This is a genomic window from Kineococcus sp. GCM10028916 (assembly GCF_042674865.1).
Lineage (GTDB): Bacteria > Actinomycetota > Actinomycetes > Actinomycetales > Kineococcaceae > Kineococcus.
Genome location: NZ_JBHTFM010000021.1, coordinates 51,444 through 77,825, shown reverse-complemented (window position 1 = coordinate 77,825; position 26,382 = coordinate 51,444). Strand labels below are relative to the sequence as shown.

Below are 26,382 nucleotides of genomic sequence, written 5' to 3'. Positions count from 1 at the left end.
ATCGTCAGGCAGCTCCAGCGGGCCACACCTGCAGGAGCCAGGTCTCGGGCGAACCACCGGGGTTGGGCGGTGTGCTCCACCCGTTCACCGAGACGCGGATCCGCACGCGCTCGGCCGGCAACTCGATGTGCTCCAACTGCTCATCGACCTCGAGGAGCTCGCACCACGCCCTGGCCACCCGGCTGGGGTAGTTCCCCTCCAGCTCAGCCGACTTCTCCCATCCTCGTGGGGGTTCGGGAGCGGAGCGGTGCACCTCCACCGTCACCCCGACGGGACCGGCGTAGTGCCCCGAGATCAGGTAGATGCCTTCACCGCCCGTCCTACCGGCGAAGTCGGACGGGTAGTCGTCGTAGCCCCAGCCCTCGGGCTCAGCGTCCTGGAGCACCCAGAGACCGCCGAGGGAGATCTGCACCACGCCCCGGCACGTCCGGAGCCGTCCGGCGGGTGGCTCCGCCGCTACCGCCACCAGTCGTCGCGGCCCGCGACCGGGAGCCGGCGCTTGTGCTCGGTGGCCCGGTACCGGGCCTCGATGGCCTCGGCGACCTCTTCGTCCACGGTGCCGCCCTCGAGGTAGGTGTCGATGTCGGCGTAGCTCAGACCGAGGTTCGCCTCGTCGGTCTGGCCGGGCTGGTCGTCGAGCAGGTCGGCGGTCGGCGCCTTCTCGTACAACCGGACCGGCGCCCCGAGGTGCTCCAGGAGCGCCCGGCCCTGCCGCTTGCTCAACCCGGTGAGGGGGACGACGTCCGCGCCGCCGTCGCCGTACTTGGTGAAGAACCCGGTCACCGCCTCGGCCGCGTGGTCGGTGCCGACGACGAGGAGGTTCTGCTCACCGGCGACGGCGTACTGCGCCACCATCCGCAGCCGCGCCTTGACGTTGCCCTTGACGAAGTCGCTCAACGGCTCCCCCGTGGCGGACTGCACGTCGCGGACGACGCCGTCGACGCCGTGCTCGATGTTGAGGGTGAGCCCCTCGTCGGCGGCGATGAAGCGCAGTGCGAGCTGGGCGTCCTCCTCGTCCGCCTGGCTGCGGTACGGCATCCGCACCGTGACGAACCGGGCGGAGGCGCCCTCGGCACGCACCGCCTCCACCGCGAGCTGGCACAGGCGCCCGGCGAGGGTCGAGTCCTGCCCCCCGCTGACGGCGAGCACGTAGCCGGCGGCACCGGTCCGCAGGAGGTAGTCGTGCAGGAACGCCACGCGCCGCGTGATCTCTGCGGCGGGGTCGACGGAGGGGACGACGCCGAGTTCGTCGGCGATGGCTCGCTGGTGTGGACGCACGGCAGGAGTATCCCGCGCAGGTTCTCCCCCGTCAGGACGCGGTCACCCCGTCGAGGGGTCGCGGTTCCGGTGCCGAGGGTCCCCCGAGCGGCGCATCGAGCCCCGCCACGTTCGTCCCGATGACTCCTGCATGTTCTCCTCCGTCCCTCCCCGCAGCCGCGTCGTCGGCTTCTCGCGCGAGGGCGGGTGGTGCCAGGCACCCCTCTGCCGGCACGACCTGCCGACCGGCGCCGCCCTGGTGGCGACGCCCACGGGCACCGTCCTGCACCTCGGTCCGGCCTGCGCGCGACGGGTCCTCGGCGTCCAGCTGACCCTCGACGACCTGCAGGCCATCGAGGCCCGCCGGCACGCGAGCTTCGTGATGGGGTTGGCCTTCGTGCACGCGGCCTTCGTCTCCGAGGACCACGCGCTGTGCGCCCGCATCGCCGCCACGCTGGACCTGCTCGCCCCCGCCACCATCGCCGAGCTCGTCGTGCTGGAGGCGGCCCGGTCGCGGCTGCAGAGCGTTCCCGCGCCGGTGCAGGTCCCCGTCCCGATCGAGGTCGAGGTCGAGGTCGCCTAGGGTCTGGCCGTGCCCCTGCCGATGAGCCACCCGCACCAGCGCTACAGCATCAGCGGCTACCAGGAGGACCCCGACGCCCCCGAGGACGCCCTCGAGGTCGCCTGGTCGTGCGACCTGCTGCGGTTCGGCCAGAGCTTCGGGCTGGTGAGCGACGACGGCACCGGCGGGGCGAACCGCTACAGCTTCACCGACACCGCGCACGGGGAGGAGTTCTGCGCTGCGGCCAGGGAACTGCACCCGGCCGCCCGGCACCCGGAGGACCGGCTCGTCGCGGAACTCGTCACGATCCGGCAGATGAACTCCCTCGACCAGGTCGCCTACTGCCTCGACGACGACCGGTTCGAGGAACTCGGCGAGCACCGCGTCGCCGAGACCGGCCGGACCTTCGAGGAGGTCCGGACGTGGCTCGCCACCGAGTTCGCCGGGCGGGCGCCGCGCATCTGGGACCGGAACGCCTCGGCGATGGTCCCGGTCGCGCCCACCCGGTGAACTGCGGCGGGGCTCAGGCCGCGGCGACCGTGGTGGCGGCGACGAGCCCACCCAGGACGACGGTGAGCTTCTCCACGACCTCGGCGTCGTCCTTGGGGTGGACGTCGGCGAAGCGGACGACCGAACCCGGGATCGCCATGGTGATCTCGGTGAGGACGTCGGCGCCGGCGATGCCGAACGCCTTGCGCGCGTCGTCCTGCGCCCACACGCCGCCGAACTGACCGAACGCGGAACCGATGGCGACGAGCGGCTTGCCGGTCAGGGGGCTCGCGCCGTAGGGGCGCGACGCCCAGTCGATCGCGTTCTTCAGCACGGAGGGCACGGTGCCGTTGTGCTCGGGGGTGACGACCAGGACGGCGTCGGTGGCGGTGATCGCGGCGCGGAAGTCGGTGACGGTCTGCGGCACGCTGCCCTCGACGTCGATGTCCTCGTTGTAGAAGGGCAGGTCACCCAGGCCCTCGAAGATCGTCAGCTCGACACCCTCGGGCGCCAGCTGCACGGCGGTCTCGGCGATCTGACGGTTCGTGGAGGCGGCGCGCAGGCTGCCGACCAGCACCAGGACGTTGGTCATCGGGGATCTCCTCGCAAAGCGTGTGGGGAGGGGCGGACACGCCCGTTCCTGATGCGGACTGTAGTCCGTTTCTCTTGTCCTCTTCAAGCATCCGGGCGGGAAGGGCCTACGCTTCACCCGTGCGCCGCACAGTCAGCCTCCTGGGCTCCCCGCCGCCGCCGGAACGCGCCGACGCCTCCCGCAACCGGGAACTGCTGCTGTGCACCGCGCGTCGCCTCGTCCGGGACCTCGGTGTCGCCGGCCTGAGCATGGACGCGCTCGCCGCCGAGGCCGGCCTCGGCAAGGGCACCGTCTTCCGCCGCTTCGGGTCCCGCGCCGGGCTCTTCGCCGCCCTGCTGGACGAGTACGAACGCGACTTCCAGGCCGCCTGCCTCAGCGGTCCACCCCCGCTGGGCCCCGGCGCGGAACCGGTCGCGCGACTGGTGGCCTTCGGCCACGAGCGCCTGCGGTTCCTGGCCGACCGCGGCTACCTCCTCCGCGAGGCCGACGCCCACCTGACCCGCGGGGCGAACGCCCCGGCCGCCTTCGCCCGACTGCACGTCCGGGTCCTGCTGCAGGCCGCCGGTGTCGGCGGCGACGTGGAGGTGCTGGCCTTCAACCTGCTCGCGGCGCTGGAGGCACCGCTGGCCTTCCACGTCGAGCAGCAGCCCGGCGCCGTCCCACCCCTGTCCCCGCAGCGGCTCGCCGCCGGGTGGAGCGACCTCGTGGCCCGGGTCGTGGGACCGGCGCTCGCGTGAGTCCCGTCAGACCGTGCGCTGGTACAGCACGTGGTCCTGCCAGGAACCGTTGATCCGCAGGTAGCGCCGGGCCACCCCGATCCGTTCGAACCCGTTGCGCTGCAGCACGGCCTGCGAGGCGGAGTTCGACAGCAGCGTTCCCGCCTGCAACCGGTGCAGACCCAGCCCCGCGGGCGCCTCGGCGAAGGCCGTGCCCAGCAGTTCGGCGACGGCCGCCGTGGCCACCCCGCGACCGTTGACCGCCTGCGCCACGAAGTAACCGACGTCACCGGACTGGAGCGGGCCGCGGACGATCCCCGAGACGGTGATGCGGCCCACGACCGCCCCCTCGTGCTCGATCACGCAGGGCACCACCCGGCCGGCGGTGTGCTCCGCCAGCAACCGGGCCAGGACGTCGCGCTGACCCTGGGCGGTGAAGTACTCCGGTGCCCGCTCGGGTTCGAAGGGGGCGAGGAAGTCCCAGTTCTCCCGCACCAGCGTGGCCAGGGTCGCGGCGTCCTCGAGCGTGACGAGGCGCAACCGGGTCCTCACGAGAGGACGAACCAGACGGTCTTGCCGCTCGAGGCGTGCTCCACGCCCCACCGGTCGGAGAGGATGTCGACCAGCGCCACCCCACGACCCCCCTCGGCCTCCGGGGCCACGTCGCGACGCACCGGGGGGTGCGGGTTCCCGTCGGAGACCGCCACCTGCAGGCCCGCGCCGTCATCACCGCCGCAGGAGACGCGGACCAGCACCGGCGGACCACCGTGGCGCACCGCGTTCGTCACCAGTTCGGAGACGAGGAGCTGGGCCTCGTCGAGCACCCGCGCGTGGTGGCGCCCGCAGTAGGCCTCGGTGAGGAACGTGCGGGCCCGACGCGCGGAGTGCTCGTCGTCGGGCAACGTGATCTCCGCAGCCGGGGTCGCCTCGCACACCCCGCCATCCAACCAGGTCAGGACGTGAGCAGCTGCACCAGTTCGGCGGCGGTGCGCGTCACCCCGGACCGCAGCGCGTCGACCTCGGCGTCGCGCACGTGCCCGGCGCTCAACTGCTCGGCCGGACGGGAGGCTCGGGCCGGGTCCAGGATGCGTTCGGAGAGTTCGAGTCCCAGCCGCACCGACGTCGCCAGCGGGGTCGCCCAGCCGGGGCGGTCCACCTGCGCCATCGCCTCGGAGAGCTCGTCCGGGAACGCCCAGGCCGCGAGCGCCTCGGCCGACACCCGGGTGTGGGTGGCGCCGTAGCGGCGGTTCTCGGCCTCCAGCAGGTCGTCGCGGTCCGCGGCACCGGCCACCAGCACCGGGTACTCCTCGGGGTCGCAGCGCACCAGCAGCGCCTGTCCGAGGCGGGCCAGCAGTCCGACGGAGAACGCGTCCGGGGCCTTCGCCCGCAGCCTCGGGGCGAACTCCGCGGCCGCCACGGCGGTGAGGACGCTGCGGTCCCAGAACCCCTCGAGGGCCGGGGGGACGTCGTCGAGGCCGGCCATGGCGGAGACCGCCAGGCTGCGCACGGTGGAGAAGCCGACGACGGTGACCGCGAACGCGGGGGCGGACACCGTGCCGGAGAGGCCGAAGTAGGCGGAGTTCGCCAGGCGCAGGACCTTCGCCACCAGCGCCGGGTCGTAGCTGAGCGTCCGTCCCAGCGACTTCGCGTCCGAGCGGTGGTCGTCGGCCTCGGCGATGATCTTGGCCGCGACGGGACGGTGCGAGGGCAGGTCGTCGAGGGCGGCGGAGATCCGGCCCAGGACCTCCACCGCACCGGGGACGAGGGTGGAGACCACCTCGGGGGCGTGCGTCTCGTTCACGCCGTCACCTCCCGCGGTGCGGGCACGTGCACCGGGGGCGGTGCGAGGGGGTGCGGGTGCAGCAGACCACCGGCGCGCAGGACCTCCACGAGGGCCTCGCGGGTCAGCGGCCGCGAGTAGAGGAAGCCCTGGACCGCCTCGCACCCGAGGTCGCGGATGACCGCGTCCTGCTCCAGGGTCTCCACCCCCTCGGCCACGATCCCCAGGCCGAGCGTTCGCGCCAGCGAGACGACGGCAGCGGCGACGGCGCGGGCCGGTCCCCCGGCGACACCCTCGCCGACGCTGTGCAGGTCGCGGACGAAGGACCGGTCGACCTTGAGGTGGTCGACGGGCAGGTCCTTGAGGTAGGCCAGCGAGGAGTACCCCGTGCCGAAGTCGTCGATGGCGACGCGGGCTCCGTCGCGGCGCAGTTCCTCCAGCACCGTGCGGCAGGCGCGCAGGTCGCTGGCGAGCGAGGTCTCGGTGACCTCGAGGCAGATGTCGCGCAGGTGCAGGCCGGCCGCGGCGACCGTCTGCCGGACCCCGGCGGCGAAGCCTTCGGCCGCGAGGCTGACCGCCGACACGTTCACCGCGACGTAGGCCGGGGTGTGCGGCAGGTCGCCCGTGGCGTGCGCGGCCCGCCACGCGGCGAGGTCGCGGCAGGCGAGCGCCAGGACGTGGGCGTCGAGCAGCGGGACGAGGTTCGCGCGTTCGGCGAGTTCGACGAACACGTCCGGCCGGATCGGCCCGAGTTCGGGGTGGGTCCAGCGGCAGAGGGCCTCGAGGCTGAGCAGTTCGGCGGGCGAACCGGGGCGCACGATGGGCTGGTAGTGGACGTCGACGGTGCCGCGCGACAACGCTTCCCGCAGGTCGGCGACGAGGCGCAGGGCGCGTCGGGCGCGCTGGCGGACCTCGTCGTCGAGCAGGGTCCAGCGTCCCCCGCCGGCGGCCTTGGCCTCGTGGACGGCGATCCCGGCGTCGCGGACGACCTCCTCGGCGCTGCAGGTGAGGCCTTCGAGCAGGACGACGCCGATGCTGGCGACGAGCCGCAACCGCAACCCGTTGACCTCGACCGGGGCGAGGACGGCGTCGAGGACGCGACGTGCGGTGGCCTGCACGGCGTCGAGGTCGGTGAGGTCGGCGCAGACGAGCACGAACTCGTCGCCGCCGGGCCGGGCGACCATGTCGCCACCGCGGACGGTCCGGGCGAGTCGGCGCGCGATCTCCACGAGGACGGCGTCGCCGGCCTCCGGGCCGAGTCCGTCGTTGACCGTCTTGAAGTCGTCGAGGTCGACCATGAGGACACCGACGCCGCTCCCCGCCTGCGGGGCCTCGGCCTGCGGGGTCAGCAGGTCGGTGAGCCGTTCGAGCAGGGCGAGGCGGTTCGGCAGTCCCGTCAGCAGGTCGTGCTGGGCCTGGTAGGCCAGCCGGTGCTCGCGGGCCAGGCGGTCCGTGACGTCCTCGACGGTGCCGATGAACCCGGCGCCGTAGCCCGGGGTGCGGCTGGGGGCCAGTCGCACCGCGACCCAGCGGACCTGCCCGGCGGCGTTGCGCAGCCGGGTGTCGAGGGTGACGCGTTCGCCGGCGAGGACGCGGGCGACGGCGTCCACGACACCGCTGCGTTCGTCGTCGACGACGTGGGTGAGCCACGCGGTGCCGCAGAGTTCCTCGGCGGGCAGGCCGATGAGCTCGGCGAAGGCGTCGTTGACGCGGGAGAGGCGGGCCCCGACGTCGGAGACGATGGTCGGCACCGGGGAACTCTGCGCCAGGGTGGCGAAGCGCTCCTCCGCCGCGCGCAGCGCGGCCTGGGCCCGTTCGTCCTCGGGCAGCACGACGGCCAGCACCCAGAACCACTCGCGTCCCTCGCGTTCCGGGACGGGCCAGGCGACGACCTCGACGTGGCGGGACTCCCCGCCGGAGGTGAGGGCGTCGACGGTGCAGCGGGTGCGGCGGTCCCGCGAGAGGTGTTCGCCCTCGGGGGACTCCTCGCGCCGGCGGAGCAGCCGGGTGACGGCCCGGTCCACGAGGTGGTCCGAGGCCACCCCGAACAGGTCGGCGGCGGCGGTGTTCGCCCAGCGGACGCGGGCGACCTCCAGGGGGGCGGGGGCCTGAGGGCGGGAGACGACCAGGACGGGTTGGTCCGCGGCTGCCGCGAAGTGCAGCAGTGCGGCATCGACACCGGTGGTGGAGTCGTCGCTCCCCCCGGCGTGCTGGCTGCGCCACGCGTCGTTCAGCACTGGTTCCGTCCACGGTGGTTCCCGGCGGCACCTTCCGTGGGCCGCATCAGGGTGTTCATCGGCACGGAGCGCCACGAGTTGATCGTTCGGGGTGGTGGATGCGTTCACCTGCGCGGCACCTGGGTGCGATCGGATGCGGAGCGTGAACACCTCCCCCGGCCCTTCCCGCCGTTCGATGCTGGCCTCCGGACTCGTGGTCCCCGCCGTCGCGGCCCTGCCCGCGGTCACCGGCGCGAGCAGCGCGGCCGCCGCACCCGTCACGTCCGGCGCGACCCCGCGGGGGTCCGCGGGGCGCTTCGACCCCGACTCCCCCCGCTTCTGCCTCGCCGTCCTGCCCGACACGCAGTACCTCTTCGACGCCGACAGCACCGAACCCACCCCGCTGCGGGCCACCCTGGAGTGGCTGCGGGAGAACCGGGCCGAGGAGAACATCGCCTTCGTCGCGCAGCTGGGCGACGTGACCGAGCACGGGACCGAGGCCGAGCTCGCCGCGGCCGCGGCGGTCTGGGACGGGATGTCCGGGAGCGACCTGCCGTTCTCGGTGCTGGCGGGCAACCACGACGTCTCGGGTGACGACCAGCGCGGCCCCACCCCGTACCTGGACCACTTCGGCCCGTGGCGCTTCCGCGGGATGCCGACGTTCCGCGGCGCCTCCCCCGACGGCTACCACAGCTACCACGTCTTCACCGCGGGCGGGCGGGAGTGGCTGCTGCTGGCGATGGACTGGCGCGCCTCCGACGCGGGTCTCGCCTGGGCCGCCGGCGTCCTGGACGCGAACCCGACCCTGCCCACGATCCTCACCACCCACGAGTTCGTCGCCGCCGACGAGCACGGGGTCGCTGCCCTGTCGGAGTACGGGAACACCCTGTGGCAGAGCGTGGTCCGGGGCCGCGACCAGGTGTTCCTCACCCTGAACGGGCACTTCTGGCCGGTGGGGCGGACCGTCCTGGTCAACGACGCCGGGCACGAGGTGCAGGCGCACCTGACGAACTACCAGGACCAGTACTACGGCGGAGCCGCGATGATCCGCCTCTACCACGTCGACCTGGCCCGGGGGATCGTCGACGTCGAGACGTTCTCACCGTGGCTGGAGTCGATCCCGCAGGACGAGCGGAACCTGCTCGCGGCGGAGAACCTCGAGAAGTCCACCGACCTCGACCGGTTCAGCTTCCCCCTGGTCGCCGAGGAACGGTTCGCGGGTTTCGCCCCGCCGGCCCTGCCGGCGCAACGCCCCGACCGCGACGTCATCACGAAGGACACCGCCGCCTACTGGCGCTTCGACGAGGTCCGCGGGGTCGAGGGTTCCGTCGTGGGTCCGGGAACGAGGGTGCGCGACCGCACGGGCAACGGCAACGACGTCACCGCGCGCCTGGTCGGGGCGGCGGGGGCCGGGGCCCTGACCTGGTCCGGTGACCACCACGACGACGCTCCCGCGCACGCCAGCCTGCGCTTCGACGGGCACCAGGGTCCCGACGGCGGTGCGGCCCTCGAGACCGGTCCGGACGCCCCGGTGAACTCCGATCAGTTCCTCGACGGTTTCACCATCGAGGTGTTCCTCAAACTGCCCGACCCGTTCGTGGGCGACCACGCCTGGATGGGGGTCCTGAGCTGGGAGGGCAACAACGGCGACGCGGGCAAGACGAGCGGGTACACCACCGAGGAACCCAGCTGCAGCCTGAACGTGACGTCGGAGTGGTTCCTGCAGTTCGTCCTCTACCCCTCCCTCGACGACGTGAACCCGACGTCGTGGACGCACGCCCTGACCCCTGGCCGCTGGACCCACGTCGCGATCGTCAACGACGGGGAGCACACCGTCGTCTTCGTCGACGGTTCCAAGGTCGTGCGCAACCCGGCGCAGCGGGCCCGGGGCATCGCGACCCTCGGCAAGCCCTTCGCCATCGGTGCGACGCAGTCGAACGAGGAGTTCGGGCAGGGGTTCTACGGCTGGATCGGCGACGTGCGGATCTCCTCGCGCGGTCTCGACGTGACGGAGTTCCTCACCGCGCGGTAGCCTCGCGCCAAACGTCCGGCCCCGAGGCCGGTCCGCCCCACCCGGAAGGACGCGCCGTGCTCACGGCGTTCTTCGCGACGGCTGCGGCGGGCCGGATCGGCCTCGCCACGACCAACGTCGCTCTCCTGTGGTTCGTGCTCCACCGGACTGGGTCGTTCGGGGCCGCCGGTGCCCTCGGCGCCGGCCTCGCGATCTCCGAGGCCCTGATCGGACCCCAGACCGCCCGCGCCGTCGACCGGTTCGGGCAACCCCGGGTGCTGCCGCTCCTCGCCGTCGCGCACGCGGGCGCGGTGCTCGTGGTGCTGGGGGCGACCGGGCCGGGTTCCTCCCGGTCCGCCCTGGTCGTCCTGGGCGGCCTGCTGGGCGCCACCCTCCCCCAGCTCGGGGCGTTCTCGGCCGCCCGCTGGTCGTACCGCTTCCCGCCGGGTCCGGAGTTGTCGCGGGCCTTCGGGTGGGAGGCCACCGCGAACTCCGCCGCCTACCTGCTCGGACCGGCCCTGGGCGTGGCGCTGGGCAGTTCCGGGCACTCGAGGTCCGCCGTCCTCCTCGCCGCCGCCCTGGTCGTCGGGGCCACCCTGGTGCTGGGGTTCCAGCGACGTTCCGCGCCCCCGGGGCGGCGCTGCGGCCCCCGCGGTCGGGTGGGGCTGCCCCGCGGGGTCGGGTTGCCGATCGCGGTGAACGTCGCGATCGGGGTCCACTTCGGAGCCGTGCCCGTGGCGGTGGCCGCCGCGGCCCGCGGGACGGGGGCGGCGACCTCGTTGGTCGTCGCGTCCAGCGCCGGGGGTCTGCTCGCCGGGCTGGCTCTCTCGGCGCTGCCTTGGCGCGCACCGGCCCGGCGCCGACTGCGGGTGAGCGCCACGGCGTTCGGACTGGCGGCGCTCCTGCTGATCGTCCCCTGGCCGGTCCCGGCCCTGGCCGTGGTGCTCCTCGTCGTCGGGGCGGCCGTGCCGCCGGTCCTGGTGGCGACGTCCGTGCTGGCCCGCGAGCGCGCCCCGGCCGGCGCGCTGACGAGCACGTTCTCCTGGCTGGCCTCCTGCAGCGCCGCGGGGAGCGCGGTCGCCGTCGCGGGCGCGGGCGGACTCGTCGACGCGGTCGGGCCGCTGGGCGCCTTCGCGCTGGCGGGAGCGGGTGCCGTGGGGGTGAGCGTGCTTGAGAGGATCGTGCGGTGAGACCGCTGCGCCCCACCCGCCTCCTCAGCCTGGAGTCGGGGTTGTGGGCGCTGGACGAGACCCAGCCCGTGGCCGCGGTCCTGGACCTGCGCACCGGGAAGGTCGAGCGGATCGTCAGCTGGCCGGAGGTGCCGGCCGAACCCGTCCCGACCCCGTGGCCGCCACCGCGGCTGCTGCCGGACGGTCCCTCGTTCTGGACCCACCCGCACGGCGACGCCCCGCTGGTGCGGATCGGGCCGGACGGGGTCGAACTCGCGGTCTGGACCCACGGGCTGCGGTTGTCGGCGGTGGGCCCGGACGGAGTGTGGTGCGTCCCGTCGCCTCCGCCCCAGGACATCGTCCGCACCGCCGACGGCCGGCCCAGCTGGGGGCTGCAACCCGCGCAGCTGCTGCACGTCGGCCGCGGCGGTCGACCCCGGCGCACGAACGTCGACGCCCCCGTGCGGGCGGCGCAGGCGGAGGAGTCCGGGTTCTTCGTCGCCCTGGACGACGAGCCCTGGCACCTGGAACCCCTGGGGGCCGACCTCCACGAGGTCGTCTGGAGCACCCGCTGGTTCCGGATCCCCTGGGGCGCGGAGATCGGCGACGAACTGCGCGACGTCGCGGAACCCGTCGAGCACGGACCGGAGGTCCGCACCGAGGACGGCCGCGGCACCCACTCCTGGCTGGACCCGTGGAGCGCCGGGGCCGACCGGCACGGCGTCCGGCTCGAAGGGGCCCGCTGGGGTTTCGGCTGGCGGGCGGACGGGATGGCGGCCGCAGCGGGGCACCTGGTGGCCCTGGTGCACAACGCCGAGGGGAACCCGTTGCGCCGGATCGACCTCGGCCGGGGGACGACGACGTCGGCCGCCCTCGTGGGAACCGGTCCGGCCGAACGCCTGACCGTCGCCGTGCGCCGCGACGTCCCGGGGGCGTTGCGGGCCCCGGTCGACGTCCTCACCGTGCAGCGCGGCGGAGACGTCTCCCTCCTGCTGGGGGCGGGTTCCGTCGACGTCGCCGACCACGTCCGCCCGTTGGCCCCGCGGCCGCTGGAGTCGGGTTCCTACGTCCGCCAGGTGCTGGCGAGCAACGGGAGGCTGCAGGAGCACTGGCGCACCGACGAGGGGTTCTTCCCGCTCGTCGAGGGCATGACCGCCGTCCGCGCCCGCCTCGTGGGCGACTGGCCCGACACGTTGCTGGAGTGGACGTTCGAGCACCCGGACCGGCCGGGGGCGCGGCTGCGGCGACGGATCCCGTTGTTCGACGAGTCGGGCCGAATCACTCCCCCGGACACCGCGGCCGTCGTGCTGATGGAGGACTTCCAGACCGGTCAGGTCCCCCACCTCGACCAGGCCCTCGACAGGTTCCTCGACTTCTGAGCCTCCCGGGAGCTACTGCGCCCGGAACAGGACCAGCACGTCCTTCGTCTGCCAGGTCCCGGCGGTGGTGGTCCAACGACGCACGCCCTCGGGGGGCGGGTAGAGAGCGCTCTGCCAACGCAGGACCCACGGGGTCGCCGGTTCCGGGCCGACGTGCCGGTTCGCGTAGTTCCACTCCAACAGCTTGCCGAGGACGGGGTCGGCGTCGGCGATGCGGGCGTCGATCTGGGGTTGCAGGACCGCCGGGTCGGAGAACTGGTCGATGATGTCGCAGTCGCAGGCGTAGGCGAGGGTTCCGATCTCGCCCGGTGCGGTCACGCGTTGGTCGCCGACGAGGTCGCCGACCTCGGACCCGATGGCGCGGTACTCGGTCGGGGTCGCGAAGTTGCCGAACACCGGCGGGTAGGCCCAGGGCAGCGGCAGGGCCGACGGCGGCACCGCGGCCGCCAGACCGCCCAGCGCCGCGGCGGAGAGCGCGAACGTCGCGACCCGGCGACCGCGGTCTCGCAGCAGCACCCCCAGACCCAGCACGGCCACGCAGGACAGCGACGCCGCCGGTGGCACGTAGTACCACTGGTAGGGCGGGACGCCCAGGACGCTGTAGACGGCGAAGTACAGCACTCCGCCGACCCCCAGAGCCACCAGGCCGCTGCGCACCTCGTCGCGGACCCGGACGAGGTTCACCAGCAGCACGAGCAGCACGAGCACACCGATCGCGGCGCCGATCACGCTCACTCCGACGGCGACCGGCGTGTTGGGCCAGTAGTGCGTCCAGAGGCCACGCAGGTAGGTGCGGCCCTCGCCGAAGCTGCGCTGGTTGGTCTTGATGACGAAGGTGTCCGGGATCGCCGACCCCAGCCACCACCAGCTGGCGGCGAACCACGGCAGCGCCACCAGGCAGCAGAACCCCACCGCCACGTGCAGCCGGCGCCGCACACCCCGGCAGGCCAGCGCGAGCACCACCACGAAGACGACCATGTCCAGGCGGGCGATCAGGCTGAACGCCGCGACGACGCCGTAGAGCAGCGGCCGACCGGCCACGGCGGTGGCCAGCAACGCCGTCATCGCAGTGAACAGGAGCACGACCTCGAGTCCCAGCGCGGAGACGAGCAGCGGGTTGGCCAGCACCACCACCAGAGCGGCCCCGGCCCACCACTGCGAGATCCCGGCCCTCCGGGCGACGTAGCCGGCACAACCCGCCGCGACACCCGCCAGCACGGTCGTCACGACCCCGAGGGCGAGTTCCCCGTCGGCGCCGGCGAAGGGACCCACCACCAGGAACCCCAGCGCCAGCAGCGCGACGTTCAGCGGCGAGGTGGCCGCGTTCGACGTGATCCCCGGGGTCATCCCCCAGTGGCCGTGCTCGGCGAGGTTCCGGGCGTAGGCCAGGGTGATGTAGGTGTCGTCGATGAGGCCGCGCGAGGCGACCAGGGAAAGGGCGGCCCCCACCAGGAGACCGAAGAGGGGCAGGGCTGAGCGGCGGGACCACGTGGACACAGTTGATGAGACCACACCCGCCACGCCCACCCCACCCAGCCACGCGGCCCGGACGACGGATGGCGGCCCCCCTCCGGGGGGACCGCCATCGAAACCCGAACGGATCAGGCGTTGGTCAGCGACCGCAGCACGTACTGCAGGATGCCACCGTTGCGGTAGTAGTCCGCTTCACCCGGGGTGTCGATGCGCACCACGGCGTCGAACTCGACCGTCCCACCGTCGGTCTTCGTCGCGGTCACCTTCACCGTCTTGGGCGTGCGGCCCTCGTTGAGTTCGGTGATGCCGGCGATGTCGAAGCTCTCGGTGCCGTCCAGCCCGAGCGAGGCCGCGGTCTGGCCCTGCGGGAACTGCAACGGGATGACGCCCATGCCGATGAGGTTGGAGCGGTGGATGCGCTCGAAGCTCTCGGTGATGACGGCCTTCACGCCCAGCAGCGCGGTGCCCTTCGCCGCCCAGTCGCGCGAGGACCCGGAGCCGTACTCCTTGCCGCCGAGGACAACGAGCGGGGTGCCCTGCGCCGCGTAGTTCTGGGCGGCGTCGTAGATCGCGGCCTGCGCCCCACCCTGGGTGAAGTCACGGGTGAACCCACCGGAGACGTTGTCCAGCAGCAGGTTCTTCAACCGGATATTGGCGAACGTCCCCCGGATCATCACCTCGTGGTTTCCCCGTCGGGACCCGTAGGAGTTGAAGTCCTGGCGCTGCACACCGTGGTCGGAGAGGTACACGCCGGCCGGGCTGTCCGGCTTGATGGAACCCGCCGGGGAGATGTGGTCGGTGGTGACCGAGTCGCCGAGCAGGGCCAGCACCTTGGCGCCGGCGATGTCGGTGACCGGCGACGGCTGCGCCTGCATGCCCTCGAAGTACGGGGGCTTGCGGACGTAGGTGGACCCCGCGTCCCAGTCGAAGGTGTTGCCCTCGGGCGTGGGCAGGCCCTGCCAGCGCTCGTCGCCGGCGAACACGTCGGCGTAGTCCTTGACGAACATGTCCTTGCTGATGGCCTCGCCGATGACCCGCTCGACCTCGGCCGCGTCGGGCCAGATGTCCTTGAGGAACACCTCGGTGCCGGACTCGTCGGTGCCGATCGGGTCGTGGTCGATGTCCCAGTCCATCGTCCCGGCGAGCGCGTAGGCGATCACCAGCGGCGGGGACGCCAGGTAGTTCATCTTGATGTCGGGGTTGATCCGGCCCTCGAAGTTGCGGTTGCCCGAGAGCACCGCGGTGACGGCGAGGTCGTTCTCCTGGACGGCGGCCGAGACGGCCTCCGGCAGCGGACCGGAGTTCCCGATGCAGGTGACGCAGCCGTAGCCGACGAGGTGGAACCCGAGCTTCTCGAGGTAGGGGGTGAGCCCGGACTTGTCGTAGTAGTCGGTGACGACCTTGGAACCCGGCGCGAGCGAGGTCTTGACCCAGGGCTTGACGCTCAGTCCGCGCTCGACGGCGTTCTTGGCCAGCAGCGCCGCCGCGATCATGACCGAGGGGTTGGAGGTGTTGGTGCAGCTGGTGATCGAGGCGATCGCGACCGCACCGTGGTCGATCTCGGTCTCGGTGCCGTCGTCCATCGTGATGGCGACCTTCTTCGAGGGCCGGCCGGTGGCGTGGCCGGGTTCCGCCGGCTCGTCGCGCTCGTCGCTGGAGGAGGCCGAGGGCGCGTCGGAGGCCGGGAAGCTCTCCGCGCTGGCCTCGTCCTGGGAGGAGCCCGCCACCGCGTCGACGGTGTCGCTCAGGGCGCTGGAGGCGCTGTTCACGCCGGGGACCTCGTCGTCGACGTAGTCGCCGAGCGCCGCGCGGAAGGCCTCCTTCGCCTCGGCCAGCACGATGCGGTCCTGCGGGCGCTTCGGTCCGGCGATGCTCGGGACGACGGTGGAGAGGTCGAGTTCGAGGTACTCCGAGAACACGGGTTCGGTGCTCGGGTCGTGCCAGAGGCCCTGCTCCTTGGCGTAGGCCTCGACCAGGGCGACCTGGTCGTCGCTGCGGCCGGTGAGGCGCAGGTAGTCCAGGGTCACGTCGTCGATCGGGAAGATCGCTGCGGTGGAACCGAACTCGGGGCTCATGTTGCCGATGGTCGCGCGGTTCGCGAGCGGGACCGAGGCCACGCCCTGGCCGTAGAACTCGACGAACTTCCCGACGACACCGTGCTTGCGCAGCATCTCGGTGATGGTCAGCACGACGTCCGTCGCGGTCGCGCCCGCCGGGATGGAACCCGACAGCTTGAAACCCACGACGCGCGGGATGAGCATCGAGACGGGCTGGCCGAGCATGGCCGCCTCGGCCTCGATGCCGCCGACGCCCCAGCCCAGCACCCCGAGGCCGTTGACCATCGTGGTGTGGGAGTCGGTGCCGACGAGGGTGTCGGGGTAGGCCTGGAGCTCACCGTCGACCTGGCGCGGGAACACCACGCGGGCCAGGTGCTCGATGTTGACCTGGTGCACGATGCCGGTGCCCGGCGGGACGACCTTGAAGTCGTCGAAGGCGGTCTGGCCCCAGCGCAGGAACTGGTAGCGCTCGCGGTTGCGGCCGTACTCGATCTCGACGTTCTGCTCGAAGGCGTCGGGGCGACCGAACACGTCGGCGATGACGGAGTGGTCGATGACGAGTTCGGCCGGGGCCAGCGGGTTCACCTTGGTCGGGTCGCCACCGAGGGCGGCGACGGCCTCGCGCATGGTGGCGAGGTCGACGATGCAGGGAACACCGGTGAAGTCCTGCATGATCACGCGCGCCGGCGTGAACTGGATCTCGGTGTCGGGTTGCGCGGACGGGTCCCAGCCGGCGAGCGCCCGGATGTGGTCGGCGGTGATGTTCGCGCCGTCCTCGGTGCGCAGGAGGTTCTCCAGCAGGACCTTGAGGCTGAACGGCAGCTTCGCCGAACCCTCCACCGCGTCCAGACGGAAGATCGTGTAATCCGTTCCAGCGGCCGTTAGGGTAGCCTTGGCTTCGAAGCTGTTGTGGCTGCTCACCGGGAGCTCCTCACTCGTCTTCCGTCGTCATCGTCATCGATCCGTGCGTGGTGTCGATGCTCCCACCGGCGGGGGCGGGACCGCGCGCGGGGTCCGTCGCGACGGAACTCCCCGAGTGTTCACCTCGACCACTTATCTCGACGTCAAGATACCACGCAGGCCGTGATCGGTGACGAAGACCAGCGCGAACACGCCGAGGAGCGCGCAGTACCCGGCGGTCGCGGCGAGCACCCCGGCGTGCGGCCCCTCCCCGAGGTGCCCGTCGCTCAGCAGCCGGGCGGTGACCCGGCGCGAACGCGCCCGCGCCGCCAGGTAGGTCCACGCGCCCGCACCGCAGCCCACGACCCCCAGGACGAGCGCGAACACCCCCAGCTGGGGGGCCAGCAGCCGGGCACCGGCGAGCGAGCCCACGAGGAGCGCCAGGGCGCTGCGTCGCCAGGCGAGCGCCGTCCGCTCGGGCTGCAGGCCCTCGTCGAAGATCACCGCAGGACCAGGCCGGCGAGGACGAGCAGCCCGGCGAGCACCGCGCCGACGGTGAGGGGCGAGGCGAGGGTCGGGGAGGCCAGCGGCGCCCGGAGCCGCATCGCCCGCTCGTCCCGCGCCCACCCGCGCCAGGCCTGCAGCGGGGTGAGCAGCCCGAGGACGACGAGGACCACCGACGCCGCGAACCGGAACCCGGGCTGCAGCGCGAGGTCCAGCCCCTCCAGGGCGACCCCCGCGGCCAGCAGGGCCAGGGAGGTGCGGATCCAGGCCAGGAAGGTCCGCTCGTTGGCCAGCGAGAACCGCGGATCGGGTTCGTCACCGGCGCTGTAGACGCTGCGCGGGAACCTCTCGTCACTCACGGTCCCGATCATCCCCCAGACGTGTCGGACGGCGACGGATCACCCGGACGGGGGCACCCGGACGCACTACTGACGGCTTGAGAAGGATCACGCTCGGTCAGCACAGTAGGGGGACGACCCCCCGACGGACTCAGGAGCAGCCCGTGCACCCCACCCTCCCCCGCACCGTCCCCGCGCCGGCCACCCGGAACACCCGCCCCGCCGCGGCCCACCGCGCCCTTCCCGCCCGGCGCGTCCCCCGCGCCGTGGAACTGGGCGACGCCGAGTCCGGCGCCGTCCTGACCGCGCTGCTCGCCGGTCTGCGCGCCGTGCCCGAGAAGCCCGTCGTCGACGTCCGCACCCGGGCGCTCGACGCGCTCCGCGCGCTGTGGCAGCGCATCGACGTCGACGGCCTGGCCCTGGTCGCCAAGGCCGGGATCGGCGCCTCGCTCGTCTTCACCGTCGTCCTGCTGGCGTGGCTGGCCTCCGCCGGCCGCCTCGGCTGACCCCCGCCCCGAACGCCCAGGAGAACGCCGTGTCGCTGCTCGTCCGCCGTCCCGCCCGCTACGTCCCGCGCCACTCCACCCGCGAACTCGCGCGGCAGTGGTCGGGGGACCAGGTCATCGACCTCACCGACACCGGCGAGGCGCCGGCGCAGGACGTGCTCGCGTCCGTGCTCGCCGGTCTCGACGAGCTCGACCGCGCGGGTCGCGCCTGACGTCAGCCGCACGTCAGCCGCGCGGCACGAACCGTGCGACGCACTCCACGTGGTGCGTCTGCGGGAAGAGGTCGAAGGCGCGGAGCCCGTCGAGGACGTAGCCGTGCTCGGCCAGGAACGCGGTGTCCCGGGCGAGCGCGGCGGGGTCGCAGGCGACGTAGGCGATCGCGCGCGCACCCAGCGCCGCGATCCCCTGCACCGCCTCGCGACCCGCGCCCGAACGCGGCGGGTCGAGCACGACGACGTCGACCCGACGGGACGTGAGCTCCACGTCGGTCAGCGACTCCTCGACGGAACCGGCCCACAGCTCGACGTGCTGCTGCCCGTGCAGCGAGCGGCGGGCGTCGCGCACGGCGCGTTCCTCACCCTCCACGGCGAGCACGCTCCCCTCCTGCCCGACGGCGTCGGCGAGCAGGGCCGTGAACAGGCCCGCCCCGGAGTACAGGTCCAGCGCGCTCTCCCCCGGCTGCGGCTCCAGCGCGGCGAGCACGGCCTCGCCCAGCACGGCCGGGGCCGCGGGGTGGACCTGCCAGAACCCGGCCCCGCCGACGCGGAACGCGTGCTCCTGACCCCGCACGGTGATCCGCTCGCCGACCCAGGTGCGGCCGGACACCCGGTGCAGTCCCTCAGGGGTCCGCACCGCCACGGAGGCGTCGGGCAGCTTCGGCAGGTTGGCGTGCCGTGACGGCGTCGGGGTGATCACCACCAGCGGTGCCGCGCCGTCGGAACCCGCGGCGACCTCGACGGTCTCCACGTTGCCGAAGCGCTGGTCGAGGACCCCGCTCTCGATCACGGCCCGGGTGCTGATGGGGCAGTCCTGCACGGGGACGACGTGGTGCGAGCGGTGTCCGCGCAGGCCGGTGCGCCCCTCGGCGTCGACGGCGAACTGGGTGCGGGTGCGCCAACGCAGACCCTCGGGCCCCGCCAGCGGCGCCTCCTCGACGACGACCTCGAGGTCGAGGCCGGCGAGGCGGTGCAACTGCTCGGCGACGACCTGAGCCTTCAGCTCCCGCTGCTTGGCCGGTGTCGCGTGCTGGAAGTCGCAACCCCCGCACATCCCCGGCCGGGCCACGGGACAGGCCGGCTCGACCCGCGCCGGGTCGGCGCGCAGCACCCGGACGGCGTCGGCGCGCCAGAACTTCGCGCTCGCCGCCCCCTCGGTGATCCGGGCCACCACCCGTTCCCCGGGCAGGGCGTGGCGGACGAAGACGACCCGCCCCTCGTGCCGGGCGACGCAGTGCCCGCCGTGGGCGACCGGGCCGACCTCGAGCTCGACCTCGGTCCCGGCGGCGTCCGGGCCCGCCTCGGGGCGGGGCGCCCGCGCTCGGGTCCGACGGGCTCGAGTGGGACTGCTCACTTGATCTCCTCGCTGGGGGCGGGACCGAAGGTTCCCCGCCGCACGACCCCGGGGGCGGCACGTTCGACGCGGTCCTCCAGGCCCTCGGAACTGCTGAGCTGCCACGGGACGCTGGCGACCATCACCCCGGGCTGGTAGCGCAACCGGGCGCGCAGGCGCAACGCCGACTGGTTGTGCAGCAACGTCTCCCACCAGTGGCCCACGACGTACTCGGGCACGTAGACGATGACGAGGTCGCGCGGGTACCGCTTGCGCAGCGCCTTGACGTGGTCGACGACGGGCCGGGTGATCTCGCGGTACGGGGAGTCCAGCACGGTCAGCGGGATCGGGATCCCCATCTCCTCCCACCGCTTCTGCAGCGCCGCGCTCTCCTCCGGTTCGACGGCCACCGTCACGGCCTGCAGCTCCGTGGGTTTGGCGGCCCGGGCGAAGGCCAGCGCCCGCAGCGTCGGCTTGTGGATCTTCGACACGAGCACGACGCTGCGCACCCCGGTCGGCAGCGCCTTGGGCTTGGAGTCCGGACCGATCTCGAGCTCGCGGCTCACCGACGTGTAGTGGCGCCGGATGAGCTTCATGTTCACGAAGACGAAGACCATGGCGATGATCGCGATGTAGGCGCCCTGGGTGAACTTCGTCAGCAGGACGATGACGAGGACGAGACCGGTGAGGCCCAGGCCGATGCTGTTGATGACGCGCGAGCGCCGCATGGAGGCGCGCTCGGCGGGGTCGGTCTCGGACTTCAGGTGACGGGTCCAGTGCCGGATCATCCCGGTCTGGCTCATCGTGAAGGAGACGAACACCCCGATGACGTAGAGCTGGATGAGGCGGGTGACCTCGGCGTCGAAGGCGATGATGAAGCCGATCGCGACGAGCGCGAGCGCGATGATGCCGTTGGAGAAGGCGAGCCGGTCCCCGCGGGTGTGCAGCTGCTTGGGCAGGAAGCCGTCGCGGGCCAGGATCGAGGCGAGCACCGGGAAGCCGTTGAAGGCGGTGTTCGCGGCGAGCACCAGGATGATGCCGGTGGCCGCGGTGACGACGTAGAAGGCGACCGGGAAGTGGTCGAAGACCGTCGCCGCGAGCTGGCCGATGATCGGGTCCTGCACGTAGCTGTCCCCGACGGGGACCCCGTTGCGCAGCAGCTGGGTCGCGGGGTCCTCGGCGAAGCGGATGTGGGTCAGGTTGGCCAGGGCGATGATGCAGACGAGCATCGTGACGCTGAGGGTCCCCAGCAGCAGCAGCGTCGTCGCCGCGTTCTTGCTCTTGGGCTTCTGGAAGGCCGGCACCCCGTTGCTGATGGCCTCCACCCCGGTCAGCGCGGCGGCCCCGGAGGAGAACGCCCGCAGGATGAGGAACGCCCCGGCCACGCTCGTGAGGCCGCCGGAGAGGTCGTGCTCGGCGGCGAGGTCGAAACCGGCGCTCGGGGCCTGCGGCAGCGTCCCGCCCAGCAGCCGGACGAAGCCCCAGACCGCCATCCCCAGCACCGAGAACATGAAGACGTAGACGGGGATCGCGAAGGCGGCGCCGCTCTCGCGCAGCCCCCGCAGGTTCGCCGTCATGAGCAGCAGCACGAGCACCACGGCGAAGGCCGCCTCGTGCCCGCGCAGGACGGGGATCGCGGCTGCCGCGTACTGGGCCCCCGAGGAGACCGAGACCGCGACGGTCAGCACGTAGTCGACCAGGAGCGCGCTGCCGACGGTCAGGCCGGCGTTGGGCCCGATGTTGACGGTCGCGACCTCGTAGTCACCGCCCCCCGAGGGGTAGGCGTGCACGTTCTGCCGGTAGGAGGCGACGACCGTGAACATGACCACCACCACCGCGGCGGCGATCCACGGCGAGAGCGTGTAGGCCGCGATCCCCGCGATCGAGAGGGTCAGGAAGATCTCGTCCGGTGCGTAGGCGACCGAGCTGAGGGCGTCGGAGGCGAACACGGGCAAGGCGATGCGTTTGGGAAGCAGGGTCTCGGACAGTCGTTCGCTGCGGAACGGCCGCCCCACCAGTACGCGCTTGATCGCGTCCGTCACAGAGGGCACGTCTCGAGATGGTAGGCGGTGACCGGGTGTGCGCCGTGCTCGGAGCGCGCCCCAGGCGGTAGCGTCTGACCCGTGCACTTCGTGATCATGGGCTGTGGCCGGGTGGGGTCCAGCTTGGCCCTCACCGTCGAGCAGCGGGGCCACAGCGTCGCGGTCATCGACCAGAACGCCGACGCCTTCCGCCGACTCGGCCCGACCTTCGCGGGCCGGCGGGTGACCGGGGTCGGCTTCGACCACGACACCCTGGTCGAAGCCGGCATCCACGAGGCGGGGGCCTTCGCGGCGGTGTCGTCGGGGGACAACTCCAACATCCTCGCCGCGCGTGTCGCCCGCGAGAAGTTCGACGTCGACAACGTCGTCGCCCGCATCTACGACCCGGGTCGTGCCGAGATCTACCAGCGCCTGGGCATCCCCACCATCGCCACCGTCCGGTGGACGGCGGACCAGGTCCTGCGCCGGCTGGTGCCCCAGGGGGCGCTGAGCGAGTTCCGTGACCCCTCCGGACGGGTCGTGCTCATCGAGACGCCCGTGCACGAGGACTGGACCGGGAAGCCGCTCTCGGCCCTGGAGGCCGCGGCCGGGGTGCGCGTCGCCTACGTGACGCGGCTGGGTCAGGGCGTCGTCCCGACCCGCGGCATGGCCTACCAGGACGGCGACATCGTCCACGTGGTCGTCGCCGACGAACGACAGCCGCAGGCCAGCGCCGTGCTCGCCGCGGCACCGGAGGAGGGTTCCTGATGCGCGTCGTCATCGCCGGCGCCGGGATCGTCGGCCGGTCCATCGCCCGTGAGCTGCTCGGCAACGGCCACCGGGTGCTGCTCATCGACCGCAGCCCCACGGCCATGAAGATCACCAGCGTCCCCGACGCGCAGTGGCTGCTCGCCGACGCCTGCGAGATCGCCAGCCTCGACGAGGCCGAGCTCGCCGACTGCGACGTCGTCGTCGCCGCGACCGGCGACGACAAGGCGAACCTCGTGGTCTCGTTGCTGGCCAAGACGGAGTACGGCGTCCCGCGCACGGTCGCCCGGGTGAACAACCCCAAGAACGAGTGGCTCTTCGACGAGGCGTGGGGGGTGGACGTCGCGGTGTCGACGCCGCGGCTCATGACCGCCCTGGTCGAGGAGGCCGTGAGCGTCGGCGAACTCGTCCGGCTCTTCACGTTCCAGCAGGGCCGTTCCTCGATGTCGGAGTACACCCTCGAGGAGGGCAGCCCCGTCCTGGGGCGCACCGTCGGCGAGGTCGTGTTCCCCGAGGACACGGTGCTCGTCGCGATCGTCCGTTCCGAGCGGCCGCTCCCCCCGACCCCCGACGACGTGCTCGAAGCCGGGGACCACCTGCTCTTCCTCTCCGTGCCCGACGCCGAGGCCGCGCTGCGGACGATGCTGGGGACCCCGTGAGCGAGGAGAGCCCCACCGCCAAGACCGATGAACTCGTCGCGAAGAGCGCCGGCTGACTCGGGGACGTGCCGGCACGGGCCCGCCGGGAGGGTCTTTCGAGGAGGAGGTGGAGCTGGGTTTCCCCTGGACGCCTCGCTCCCCGACCCCGACGGGTCGTTCGAGCGCTGAGCGGGGGCTCAGACCTCGGCGATGGGTTCCGGATCGGCCGAGGGAGCCAACGGGGTGTTCCCCTTGAGCAGCATCAGTCCGGCGATCGCGATGCCCGCCACCAGCAGCGGCCAGCCCAGGGCCAGTTTGCTGATCGCCAGTGCCGTCGTGTTCCCGCTCAGGTAGAGCGGTAGCTGCACGGCGGCGCGGACGACGTAGCCGGCGAGCAGCAGCCCGGTCAGCTTCTGGCAGAGCGACACGATGCCCTTGTCACGTCGCCAGGCGGTCGGGTCCTCGGTGACGGCGCCGACGAGGAAACCCACGACGGGCCACCGCGCGAGCATCGAGAGCGCGAACACCACGGCCAGACCGAGGTTGAGCAGGATGCCGGGCAGGAACACGTCCTGGGCCCGTCCCGTGCGGGAGGCGATGAACGCCGCGACCGCGGTGGTGAGGATCCCTCCCAGCGCGTGCTGGAGGGTCTCCCGACGGGCGACGCGGGCCACGAGGGCGACCAGCAGGACCGCGAGGGAGGCACCGACGGAGACCTTGAGGTCGTGGGTCACGAGCCAGCTGACCAGGAAGGCCAGCGCGGGCGCGGCGGAGTCGAGCAGGCCTCGCCACCCACCCAGGGCCGTCGACAACCGTGTCCGGACGAGGTCCTCGACGGTGGTGGGCGGAGCGCTCGGGGGAGGTGGCGAGGGACTCACGCCTTCTCGGAGCAGAGCAGCTCGTAGACGGGGTTGAAGATCACCCGCTGGCCGTCGTCGCACGCGACGAGACCTCTCGCCTTCACCCGGCGCCCGGGCTCGACCCCGGCGATCCTGCGGCGGCCGAGCCAGACCAGCGACACCGAGCCGGAACCGTCGAACAGCTCCGCCTCCAGGGCCGGCACGCCACCACGGGGCCGCAACGTCACCGACCGCAGGGTCCCGCACACGCAGGCCTTGGTGCGGTCGGGGATCTGCCCGCACGGGGTCCCGCCCTGACGGACGGTCTCCTCCTGCGCCTCCTCGGCGGCCAGGTCGGACTCGGAAGCGGTGAAACGCGCGAGCGCACGCCGCCAGAGCGGCGCACTCAGCACTGAGGACTTCGGCACGGCACCCACGATAGGCCCCTTCACACGGTCTGAGGGAACAACACCACCCGATGTGGCGATGTTCCTCAGCGCACCTCGGTGATCTCGGGTCCGCGCTCGAACGGCTTGAGCTCTTCGCGCCCACCGTTCTGCCCGGGAGCACCCTCGGCCTCGATGGCGGCCTCGCCGTCGGCCGCCGGCTGCTCCGGCTGGGGCGGCAGCGTGAGGGGGATGAGCTCGCGCGGGGCCATGGCCTCCCCGCCGCGGACGACGACGACGTCACGGACGACGGCCTCGAGCTCCGCGGCCGCCGCCGCGTCGTGCCCGGCGTGCCCGGAGAAGACCGCGCGCAGGAACCACCGCGGGCCGTCGATGCCGGCGAACCGGGTCGGCTGGTGGGCCGTGCGGCCGTCCTCGGTGCGCACGGGCAGGCGGCAGAGCAGTTCGCGGCCCAGCGGGCCGTCCTGCTCCTCCGAGGTACCGCCCTGGGCCACGACAGCGGCGGCGATCTCCTCGCGGATCTCGTCCCAGACACCGGCGCTGCGGGGCGCGGCGAAGGTCTGCAGCTGGACCGTGGAGCCGTTCATCCCGATCGTCACGGCGATGACGCGCTGGGTGGCCTCCTCGACCTCGAAGCGCAGCTCCATGCCCTCGCGGCCGGCCAGGCGCAGACCGCCGAGGGCGAGCCGGGCGTCGTCCTCGTCGACCTCGGACTCGTCGTAGGGACCGTTGGTCCGGTCGAAGGTCTCGCTCGCGACGGCCTTGGCGGGGGCGTCGGCCGCGGCGGCCGCCTCGGCCTCGGGGTCACCGACGACTCCGGCGGCCGCGGAGACGGTCTCGTCCTCGGAGAGGTCTGGACCGGGACCGGCGTCGGTCTTGCCCTTGCGGCGGTTGAACAGGCTCACGGTCGCTCCTCGCGGGACGGGCTGCTGGTCGGGATGGTCTGGAGGGCGTCGCTGCCGCCGGTCGAGCCGTGGCCACCGGCGCCGCGCACGGACTCCGGCAGCTGCGCGGCGGGGACGAAGCGCACCCGCTCGACCCGCTGGACGACGAGCTGGGCGATGCGGTCACCCGCGTGCAGCTCGACGGCCTCCCGCAGGTCGGTGTTGTGCAGCGTGACGCGGATCTCGCCGCGGTACCCGGCGTCGACGGTGCCCGGCGCGTTGAGCGTGGTGAGACCACGCTTGGCGGCGAGCCCGGAACGGGGGACCACGAAGGCGGCGTAGCCCTCGGGGAGGGCGATGGAGACGCCGGTCGGGACGGTGACCCGCTCCCCCGGCCCGACGACGACGTCGACGCGCGTGGTGAGGTCCGCCCCGGCGTCGCCCGGGTGGGCGTAGGTCGGCAGGGCCTCGGGGACGGTGAGCACCGTCTCGACCGCGAGGGTCTGCTGGAGCTGATCGGTCACGGGGCTCGACACTACCGTTGCGCCCGCGCGTGCGACCCTGACCGGGTGCAGAGCGTGACGCAGGAGACGGGGTGGGACGGCCGCGAACGGTGGTGGCCGGCCTTCACGAGCTGGTTGACGTGGTTGCCGGCCGTCTTCGGGGGTGCCTTTATCGCGTTGCCGATCTGGGGCCCCAGGGGCGCGCTGATCGGCGCGGCGGTGGGGGCGCTGCTCGGCGTCGGGGTGCTGCTGAGCCTGTCCTGGTCGACGAGCCTGACCGACACGGAGTTCCGCGTCGGACGGGCCCGGCTGCCGCTCGCCGTCGTCGAGCAGGTCGACGTCATCGCGAAGGGTGAGCGGCGGGCCGCGCTGGGGCCCGGGCTGGACGCCCGGGCCCACCTCGCGATCCGCTCCTGGATCCCCACCGCGGTGCGGATCCACCTGGCCGACCCGAGCGACCCCACCCCCTACTGGGTGGTCTCGACGCGTCAGCCGCAGCGGCTGGCCGCCGAGATCAGGCGGCGCAGTCGTTGCAGATGATGCGCCCGTCGGGTGCGTTGTGCAGCTGACTGCGGTGCACCACCAGGAAGCAGCTGGTGCACGTGAACTCGTCCTGCTGACGCGGGAGGACCCGCACCGACAGCTCTTCGTTGGAGAGGTCGGCGCCGGGCAGCTCGAAGCCCTCGGCCGCTTCCGTCTCGTCCTCGTCGACCGTGCCCGAGCTCTTGTCCGTCCGCCGGGCCTTCAGCTCCTCGATGGAGTCCTCGGGCTCGTCGTCGTTCTTGCGCGGTGCGTCGTAGTCGGTCGCCATGACCCTGCCTCACA

The 26,382-nt window shown here is 72.9% G+C and carries 29 protein-coding genes; 11 read left to right on the top strand and 18 right to left on the bottom strand.

Going from position 1 to position 26,382, the window contains the following annotated elements; translation table 11 throughout:
* Positions 1-4 precede the first annotated feature (4 nt).
* Both ACFQ46_RS22215 and nadE read right to left on the bottom strand, forming a co-directional pair.
* A complete protein-coding gene (locus tag ACFQ46_RS22215) occupies positions 5-415 on the bottom strand; it encodes a hypothetical protein (protein ID WP_380262177.1) in 411 nt (136 codons plus the stop codon).
* 41 nt (positions 416-456) lie between these two features.
* Positions 457-1,278: an ammonia-dependent NAD(+) synthetase gene (nadE, locus tag ACFQ46_RS22210; RefSeq protein ID WP_380262175.1), complete on the bottom strand. Its 822-nt coding sequence runs from the start codon at positions 1,276-1,278 to the stop codon at positions 457-459.
* A 130-nt stretch (positions 1,279-1,408) separates the two neighbouring features.
* On the opposite strand from nadE, the gene ACFQ46_RS22205 reads away from it, so the two are divergent.
* Together ACFQ46_RS22205 and ACFQ46_RS22200 are read left to right on the top strand one after the other, a co-directional pair.
* Positions 1,409-1,840: a hypothetical protein gene (locus tag ACFQ46_RS22205; protein ID WP_380262173.1), complete on the top strand. Its 432-nt coding sequence runs from the start codon at positions 1,409-1,411 to the stop codon at positions 1,838-1,840.
* Positions 1,841-1,849: 9 nt separating this feature from the next.
* Positions 1,850-2,329, top strand: a complete 480-nt coding sequence (locus tag ACFQ46_RS22200; protein ID WP_380262171.1) for a hypothetical protein — start codon at positions 1,850-1,852, stop codon at positions 2,327-2,329.
* A gap of 13 nt (positions 2,330-2,342) precedes the next feature.
* On the opposite strand, the gene ACFQ46_RS22195 is transcribed toward ACFQ46_RS22200, so the two are convergent.
* Complete coding sequence (locus ACFQ46_RS22195) at positions 2,343-2,900, bottom strand: NAD(P)H-dependent oxidoreductase (RefSeq protein ID WP_380262169.1); 558 nt, start codon at positions 2,898-2,900, stop codon at positions 2,343-2,345.
* 119 nt (positions 2,901-3,019) lie between these two features.
* Here ACFQ46_RS22195 and ACFQ46_RS22190 point away from each other — a divergent pair, with 119 nt between their 5' ends.
* Positions 3,020-3,637, top strand: coding sequence for a TetR/AcrR family transcriptional regulator (locus ACFQ46_RS22190; RefSeq protein WP_380262167.1), 618 nt, complete (start codon positions 3,020-3,022; stop codon positions 3,635-3,637).
* Positions 3,638-3,643: 6 nt separating this feature from the next.
* On the opposite strand, the gene ACFQ46_RS22185 is transcribed toward ACFQ46_RS22190, so the two are convergent.
* Genes ACFQ46_RS22185 through ACFQ46_RS22170 form a run of 4 tightly spaced genes read right to left on the bottom strand, consistent with a single transcriptional unit; the run spans position 3,644 to position 7,633 of the window.
* The gene (locus ACFQ46_RS22185) at positions 3,644-4,156 is read right to left on the bottom strand and encodes a GNAT family N-acetyltransferase (RefSeq protein WP_380262165.1); all 513 of its coding nucleotides are present in this window, start codon (positions 4,154-4,156) and stop codon (positions 3,644-3,646) included.
* 8 nt (positions 4,157-4,164) lie between these two features.
* The gene (locus tag ACFQ46_RS22180; protein WP_380262163.1) at positions 4,165-4,551 is read right to left on the bottom strand and encodes an ATP-binding protein; all 387 of its coding nucleotides are present in this window, start codon (positions 4,549-4,551) and stop codon (positions 4,165-4,167) included.
* A 17-nt stretch (positions 4,552-4,568) separates the two neighbouring features.
* Positions 4,569-5,417: an HDOD domain-containing protein gene (locus ACFQ46_RS22175; RefSeq protein ID WP_380161696.1), complete on the bottom strand. Its 849-nt coding sequence runs from the start codon at positions 5,415-5,417 to the stop codon at positions 4,569-4,571.
* Positions 5,414-7,633 (bottom strand): putative bifunctional diguanylate cyclase/phosphodiesterase, encoded by a 2,220-nt coding sequence (locus ACFQ46_RS22170; protein WP_380262161.1) that lies wholly within the window; start codon positions 7,631-7,633, stop codon positions 5,414-5,416. Before ACFQ46_RS22170 ends, ACFQ46_RS22175 begins: the two co-directional genes overlap by 4 nt.
* 133 nt (positions 7,634-7,766) lie before the next feature.
* Between ACFQ46_RS22170 and ACFQ46_RS22165 the strand changes: the two genes are divergently transcribed.
* The 3 genes from ACFQ46_RS22165 to ACFQ46_RS22155 are packed head-to-tail and all read left to right on the top strand — an operon-like array spanning position 7,767 to position 12,171.
* Complete coding sequence (locus ACFQ46_RS22165; RefSeq protein ID WP_380262160.1) at positions 7,767-9,644, top strand: LamG-like jellyroll fold domain-containing protein; 1,878 nt, start codon at positions 7,767-7,769, stop codon at positions 9,642-9,644.
* Positions 9,645-9,700: 56 nt separating this feature from the next.
* Positions 9,701-10,813, top strand: a complete 1,113-nt coding sequence (locus ACFQ46_RS22160; RefSeq protein WP_380262159.1) for an MFS transporter — start codon at positions 9,701-9,703, stop codon at positions 10,811-10,813.
* A complete protein-coding gene (locus ACFQ46_RS22155; protein ID WP_380262158.1) occupies positions 10,810-12,171 on the top strand; it encodes a hypothetical protein in 1,362 nt (453 codons plus the stop codon). The genes ACFQ46_RS22160 and ACFQ46_RS22155 overlap by 4 nt, the downstream gene beginning before the upstream one ends.
* A 12-nt stretch (positions 12,172-12,183) precedes the next feature.
* On the opposite strand, the gene ACFQ46_RS22150 is transcribed toward ACFQ46_RS22155, so the two are convergent.
* The 4 genes from ACFQ46_RS22150 to ACFQ46_RS22135 all read right to left on the bottom strand — a co-directional run bounded on the left by ACFQ46_RS22150 (position 12,184) and on the right by ACFQ46_RS22135 (position 17,476).
* A complete protein-coding gene (locus ACFQ46_RS22150; protein WP_380262157.1) occupies positions 12,184-13,668 on the bottom strand; it encodes a hypothetical protein in 1,485 nt (494 codons plus the stop codon).
* A gap of 104 nt (positions 13,669-13,772) precedes the next feature.
* Positions 13,773-16,622: an aconitate hydratase gene (locus tag ACFQ46_RS22145; protein WP_380262155.1), complete on the bottom strand. Its 2,850-nt coding sequence runs from the start codon at positions 16,620-16,622 to the stop codon at positions 13,773-13,775.
* A gap of 132 nt (positions 16,623-16,754) precedes the next feature.
* Positions 16,755-17,105, bottom strand: a complete 351-nt coding sequence (locus ACFQ46_RS22140; RefSeq protein WP_380262153.1) for a DUF202 domain-containing protein — start codon at positions 17,103-17,105, stop codon at positions 16,755-16,757.
* Positions 17,102-17,476, bottom strand: a complete 375-nt coding sequence (locus ACFQ46_RS22135) for a YidH family protein (protein ID WP_380262151.1) — start codon at positions 17,474-17,476, stop codon at positions 17,102-17,104. The genes ACFQ46_RS22140 and ACFQ46_RS22135 overlap by 4 nt, the downstream gene beginning before the upstream one ends.
* A 131-nt stretch (positions 17,477-17,607) precedes the next feature.
* Here ACFQ46_RS22135 and ACFQ46_RS22130 point away from each other — a divergent pair, with 131 nt between their 5' ends.
* Complete coding sequence (locus ACFQ46_RS22130; protein WP_380262149.1) at positions 17,608-17,949, top strand: hypothetical protein; 342 nt, start codon at positions 17,608-17,610, stop codon at positions 17,947-17,949.
* Positions 17,950-17,978: 29 nt separating this feature from the next.
* Positions 17,979-18,161 carry a hypothetical protein gene (locus ACFQ46_RS22125; protein WP_380262147.1) on the top strand — a complete coding sequence of 61 codons (183 nt, stop codon included), beginning with the start codon at positions 17,979-17,981 and terminating at the stop codon, positions 18,159-18,161.
* A 13-nt stretch (positions 18,162-18,174) separates the two neighbouring features.
* Here the strand turns inward: ACFQ46_RS22125 and ACFQ46_RS22120 are convergent, their stop codons facing one another.
* Both ACFQ46_RS22120 and ACFQ46_RS22115 read right to left on the bottom strand, forming a co-directional pair.
* On the bottom strand, positions 18,175-19,518 hold the full coding sequence (locus ACFQ46_RS22120; RefSeq protein ID WP_380262145.1) for a class I SAM-dependent RNA methyltransferase: 1,344 nt from the start codon (positions 19,516-19,518) through the stop codon (positions 18,175-18,177).
* Positions 19,515-21,548: an APC family permease gene (locus ACFQ46_RS22115; RefSeq protein WP_380262143.1), complete on the bottom strand. Its 2,034-nt coding sequence runs from the start codon at positions 21,546-21,548 to the stop codon at positions 19,515-19,517. The genes ACFQ46_RS22120 and ACFQ46_RS22115 overlap by 4 nt, the downstream gene beginning before the upstream one ends.
* 72 nt (positions 21,549-21,620) lie before the next feature.
* On the opposite strand from ACFQ46_RS22115, the gene ACFQ46_RS22110 reads away from it, so the two are divergent.
* A complete protein-coding gene (locus ACFQ46_RS22110; RefSeq protein WP_380161683.1) occupies positions 21,621-22,286 on the top strand; it encodes a potassium channel family protein in 666 nt (221 codons plus the stop codon).
* Entirely contained in the window at positions 22,286-22,945 is a 660-nt protein-coding gene (locus ACFQ46_RS22105) for a potassium channel family protein (protein ID WP_380262141.1), read from the top strand. The genes ACFQ46_RS22110 and ACFQ46_RS22105 overlap by 1 nt, the downstream gene beginning before the upstream one ends.
* A 176-nt stretch (positions 22,946-23,121) precedes the next feature.
* On the opposite strand, the gene ACFQ46_RS22100 is transcribed toward ACFQ46_RS22105, so the two are convergent.
* The 4 genes from ACFQ46_RS22100 to dut are packed head-to-tail and all read right to left on the bottom strand — an operon-like array spanning position 23,122 to position 25,578.
* Entirely contained in the window at positions 23,122-23,802 is a 681-nt protein-coding gene (locus ACFQ46_RS22100; protein WP_380262139.1) for a DUF3159 domain-containing protein, read from the bottom strand.
* A complete protein-coding gene (locus tag ACFQ46_RS22095; protein WP_380161680.1) occupies positions 23,799-24,200 on the bottom strand; it encodes an OB-fold nucleic acid binding domain-containing protein in 402 nt (133 codons plus the stop codon). Before ACFQ46_RS22095 ends, ACFQ46_RS22100 begins: the two co-directional genes overlap by 4 nt.
* Positions 24,201-24,256: 56 nt before the next feature.
* A complete protein-coding gene (locus ACFQ46_RS22090) occupies positions 24,257-25,075 on the bottom strand; it encodes a DUF3710 domain-containing protein (RefSeq protein ID WP_380262137.1) in 819 nt (272 codons plus the stop codon).
* On the bottom strand, positions 25,072-25,578 hold the full coding sequence (dut, locus tag ACFQ46_RS22085; RefSeq protein ID WP_380262135.1) for a dUTP diphosphatase: 507 nt from the start codon (positions 25,576-25,578) through the stop codon (positions 25,072-25,074). The genes ACFQ46_RS22090 and dut overlap by 4 nt, the downstream gene beginning before the upstream one ends.
* Before the next feature lie 45 nt (positions 25,579-25,623).
* On the opposite strand from dut, the gene ACFQ46_RS22080 reads away from it, so the two are divergent.
* A complete protein-coding gene (locus ACFQ46_RS22080) occupies positions 25,624-26,097 on the top strand; it encodes a DUF3093 domain-containing protein (protein ID WP_380262133.1) in 474 nt (157 codons plus the stop codon).
* On the opposite strand, the gene ACFQ46_RS22075 is transcribed toward ACFQ46_RS22080, so the two are convergent.
* Entirely contained in the window at positions 26,072-26,368 is a 297-nt protein-coding gene (locus ACFQ46_RS22075; RefSeq protein WP_328291911.1) for a DUF4193 domain-containing protein, read from the bottom strand. The genes ACFQ46_RS22080 and ACFQ46_RS22075 overlap by 26 nt on opposite strands.
* Positions 26,369-26,382: the final 14 nt, after the last annotated feature.

Coding starts and splice junctions, on each gene's coding strand:
- ACFQ46_RS22205 (WP_380262173.1), top strand. CDS start 1,409: ATGTTCTCCTCCGTCCCTCCCCGCAGCCGCGTCGTCGGCTTCTCGCGC.
- ACFQ46_RS22135 (WP_380262151.1), bottom strand. CDS start 17,476: ATGATCGGGACCGTGAGTGACGAGAGGTTCCCGCGCAGCGTCTACAGC.
- ACFQ46_RS22075 (WP_328291911.1), bottom strand. CDS start 26,368: ATGGCGACCGACTACGACGCACCGCGCAAGAACGACGACGAGCCCGAG.
- ACFQ46_RS22195 (WP_380262169.1), bottom strand. CDS start 2,900: ATGACCAACGTCCTGGTGCTGGTCGGCAGCCTGCGCGCCGCCTCCACG.
- ACFQ46_RS22105 (WP_380262141.1), top strand. CDS start 22,286: ATGCGCGTCGTCATCGCCGGCGCCGGGATCGTCGGCCGGTCCATCGCC.
- ACFQ46_RS22165 (WP_380262160.1), top strand. CDS start 7,767: ATGCGGAGCGTGAACACCTCCCCCGGCCCTTCCCGCCGTTCGATGCTG.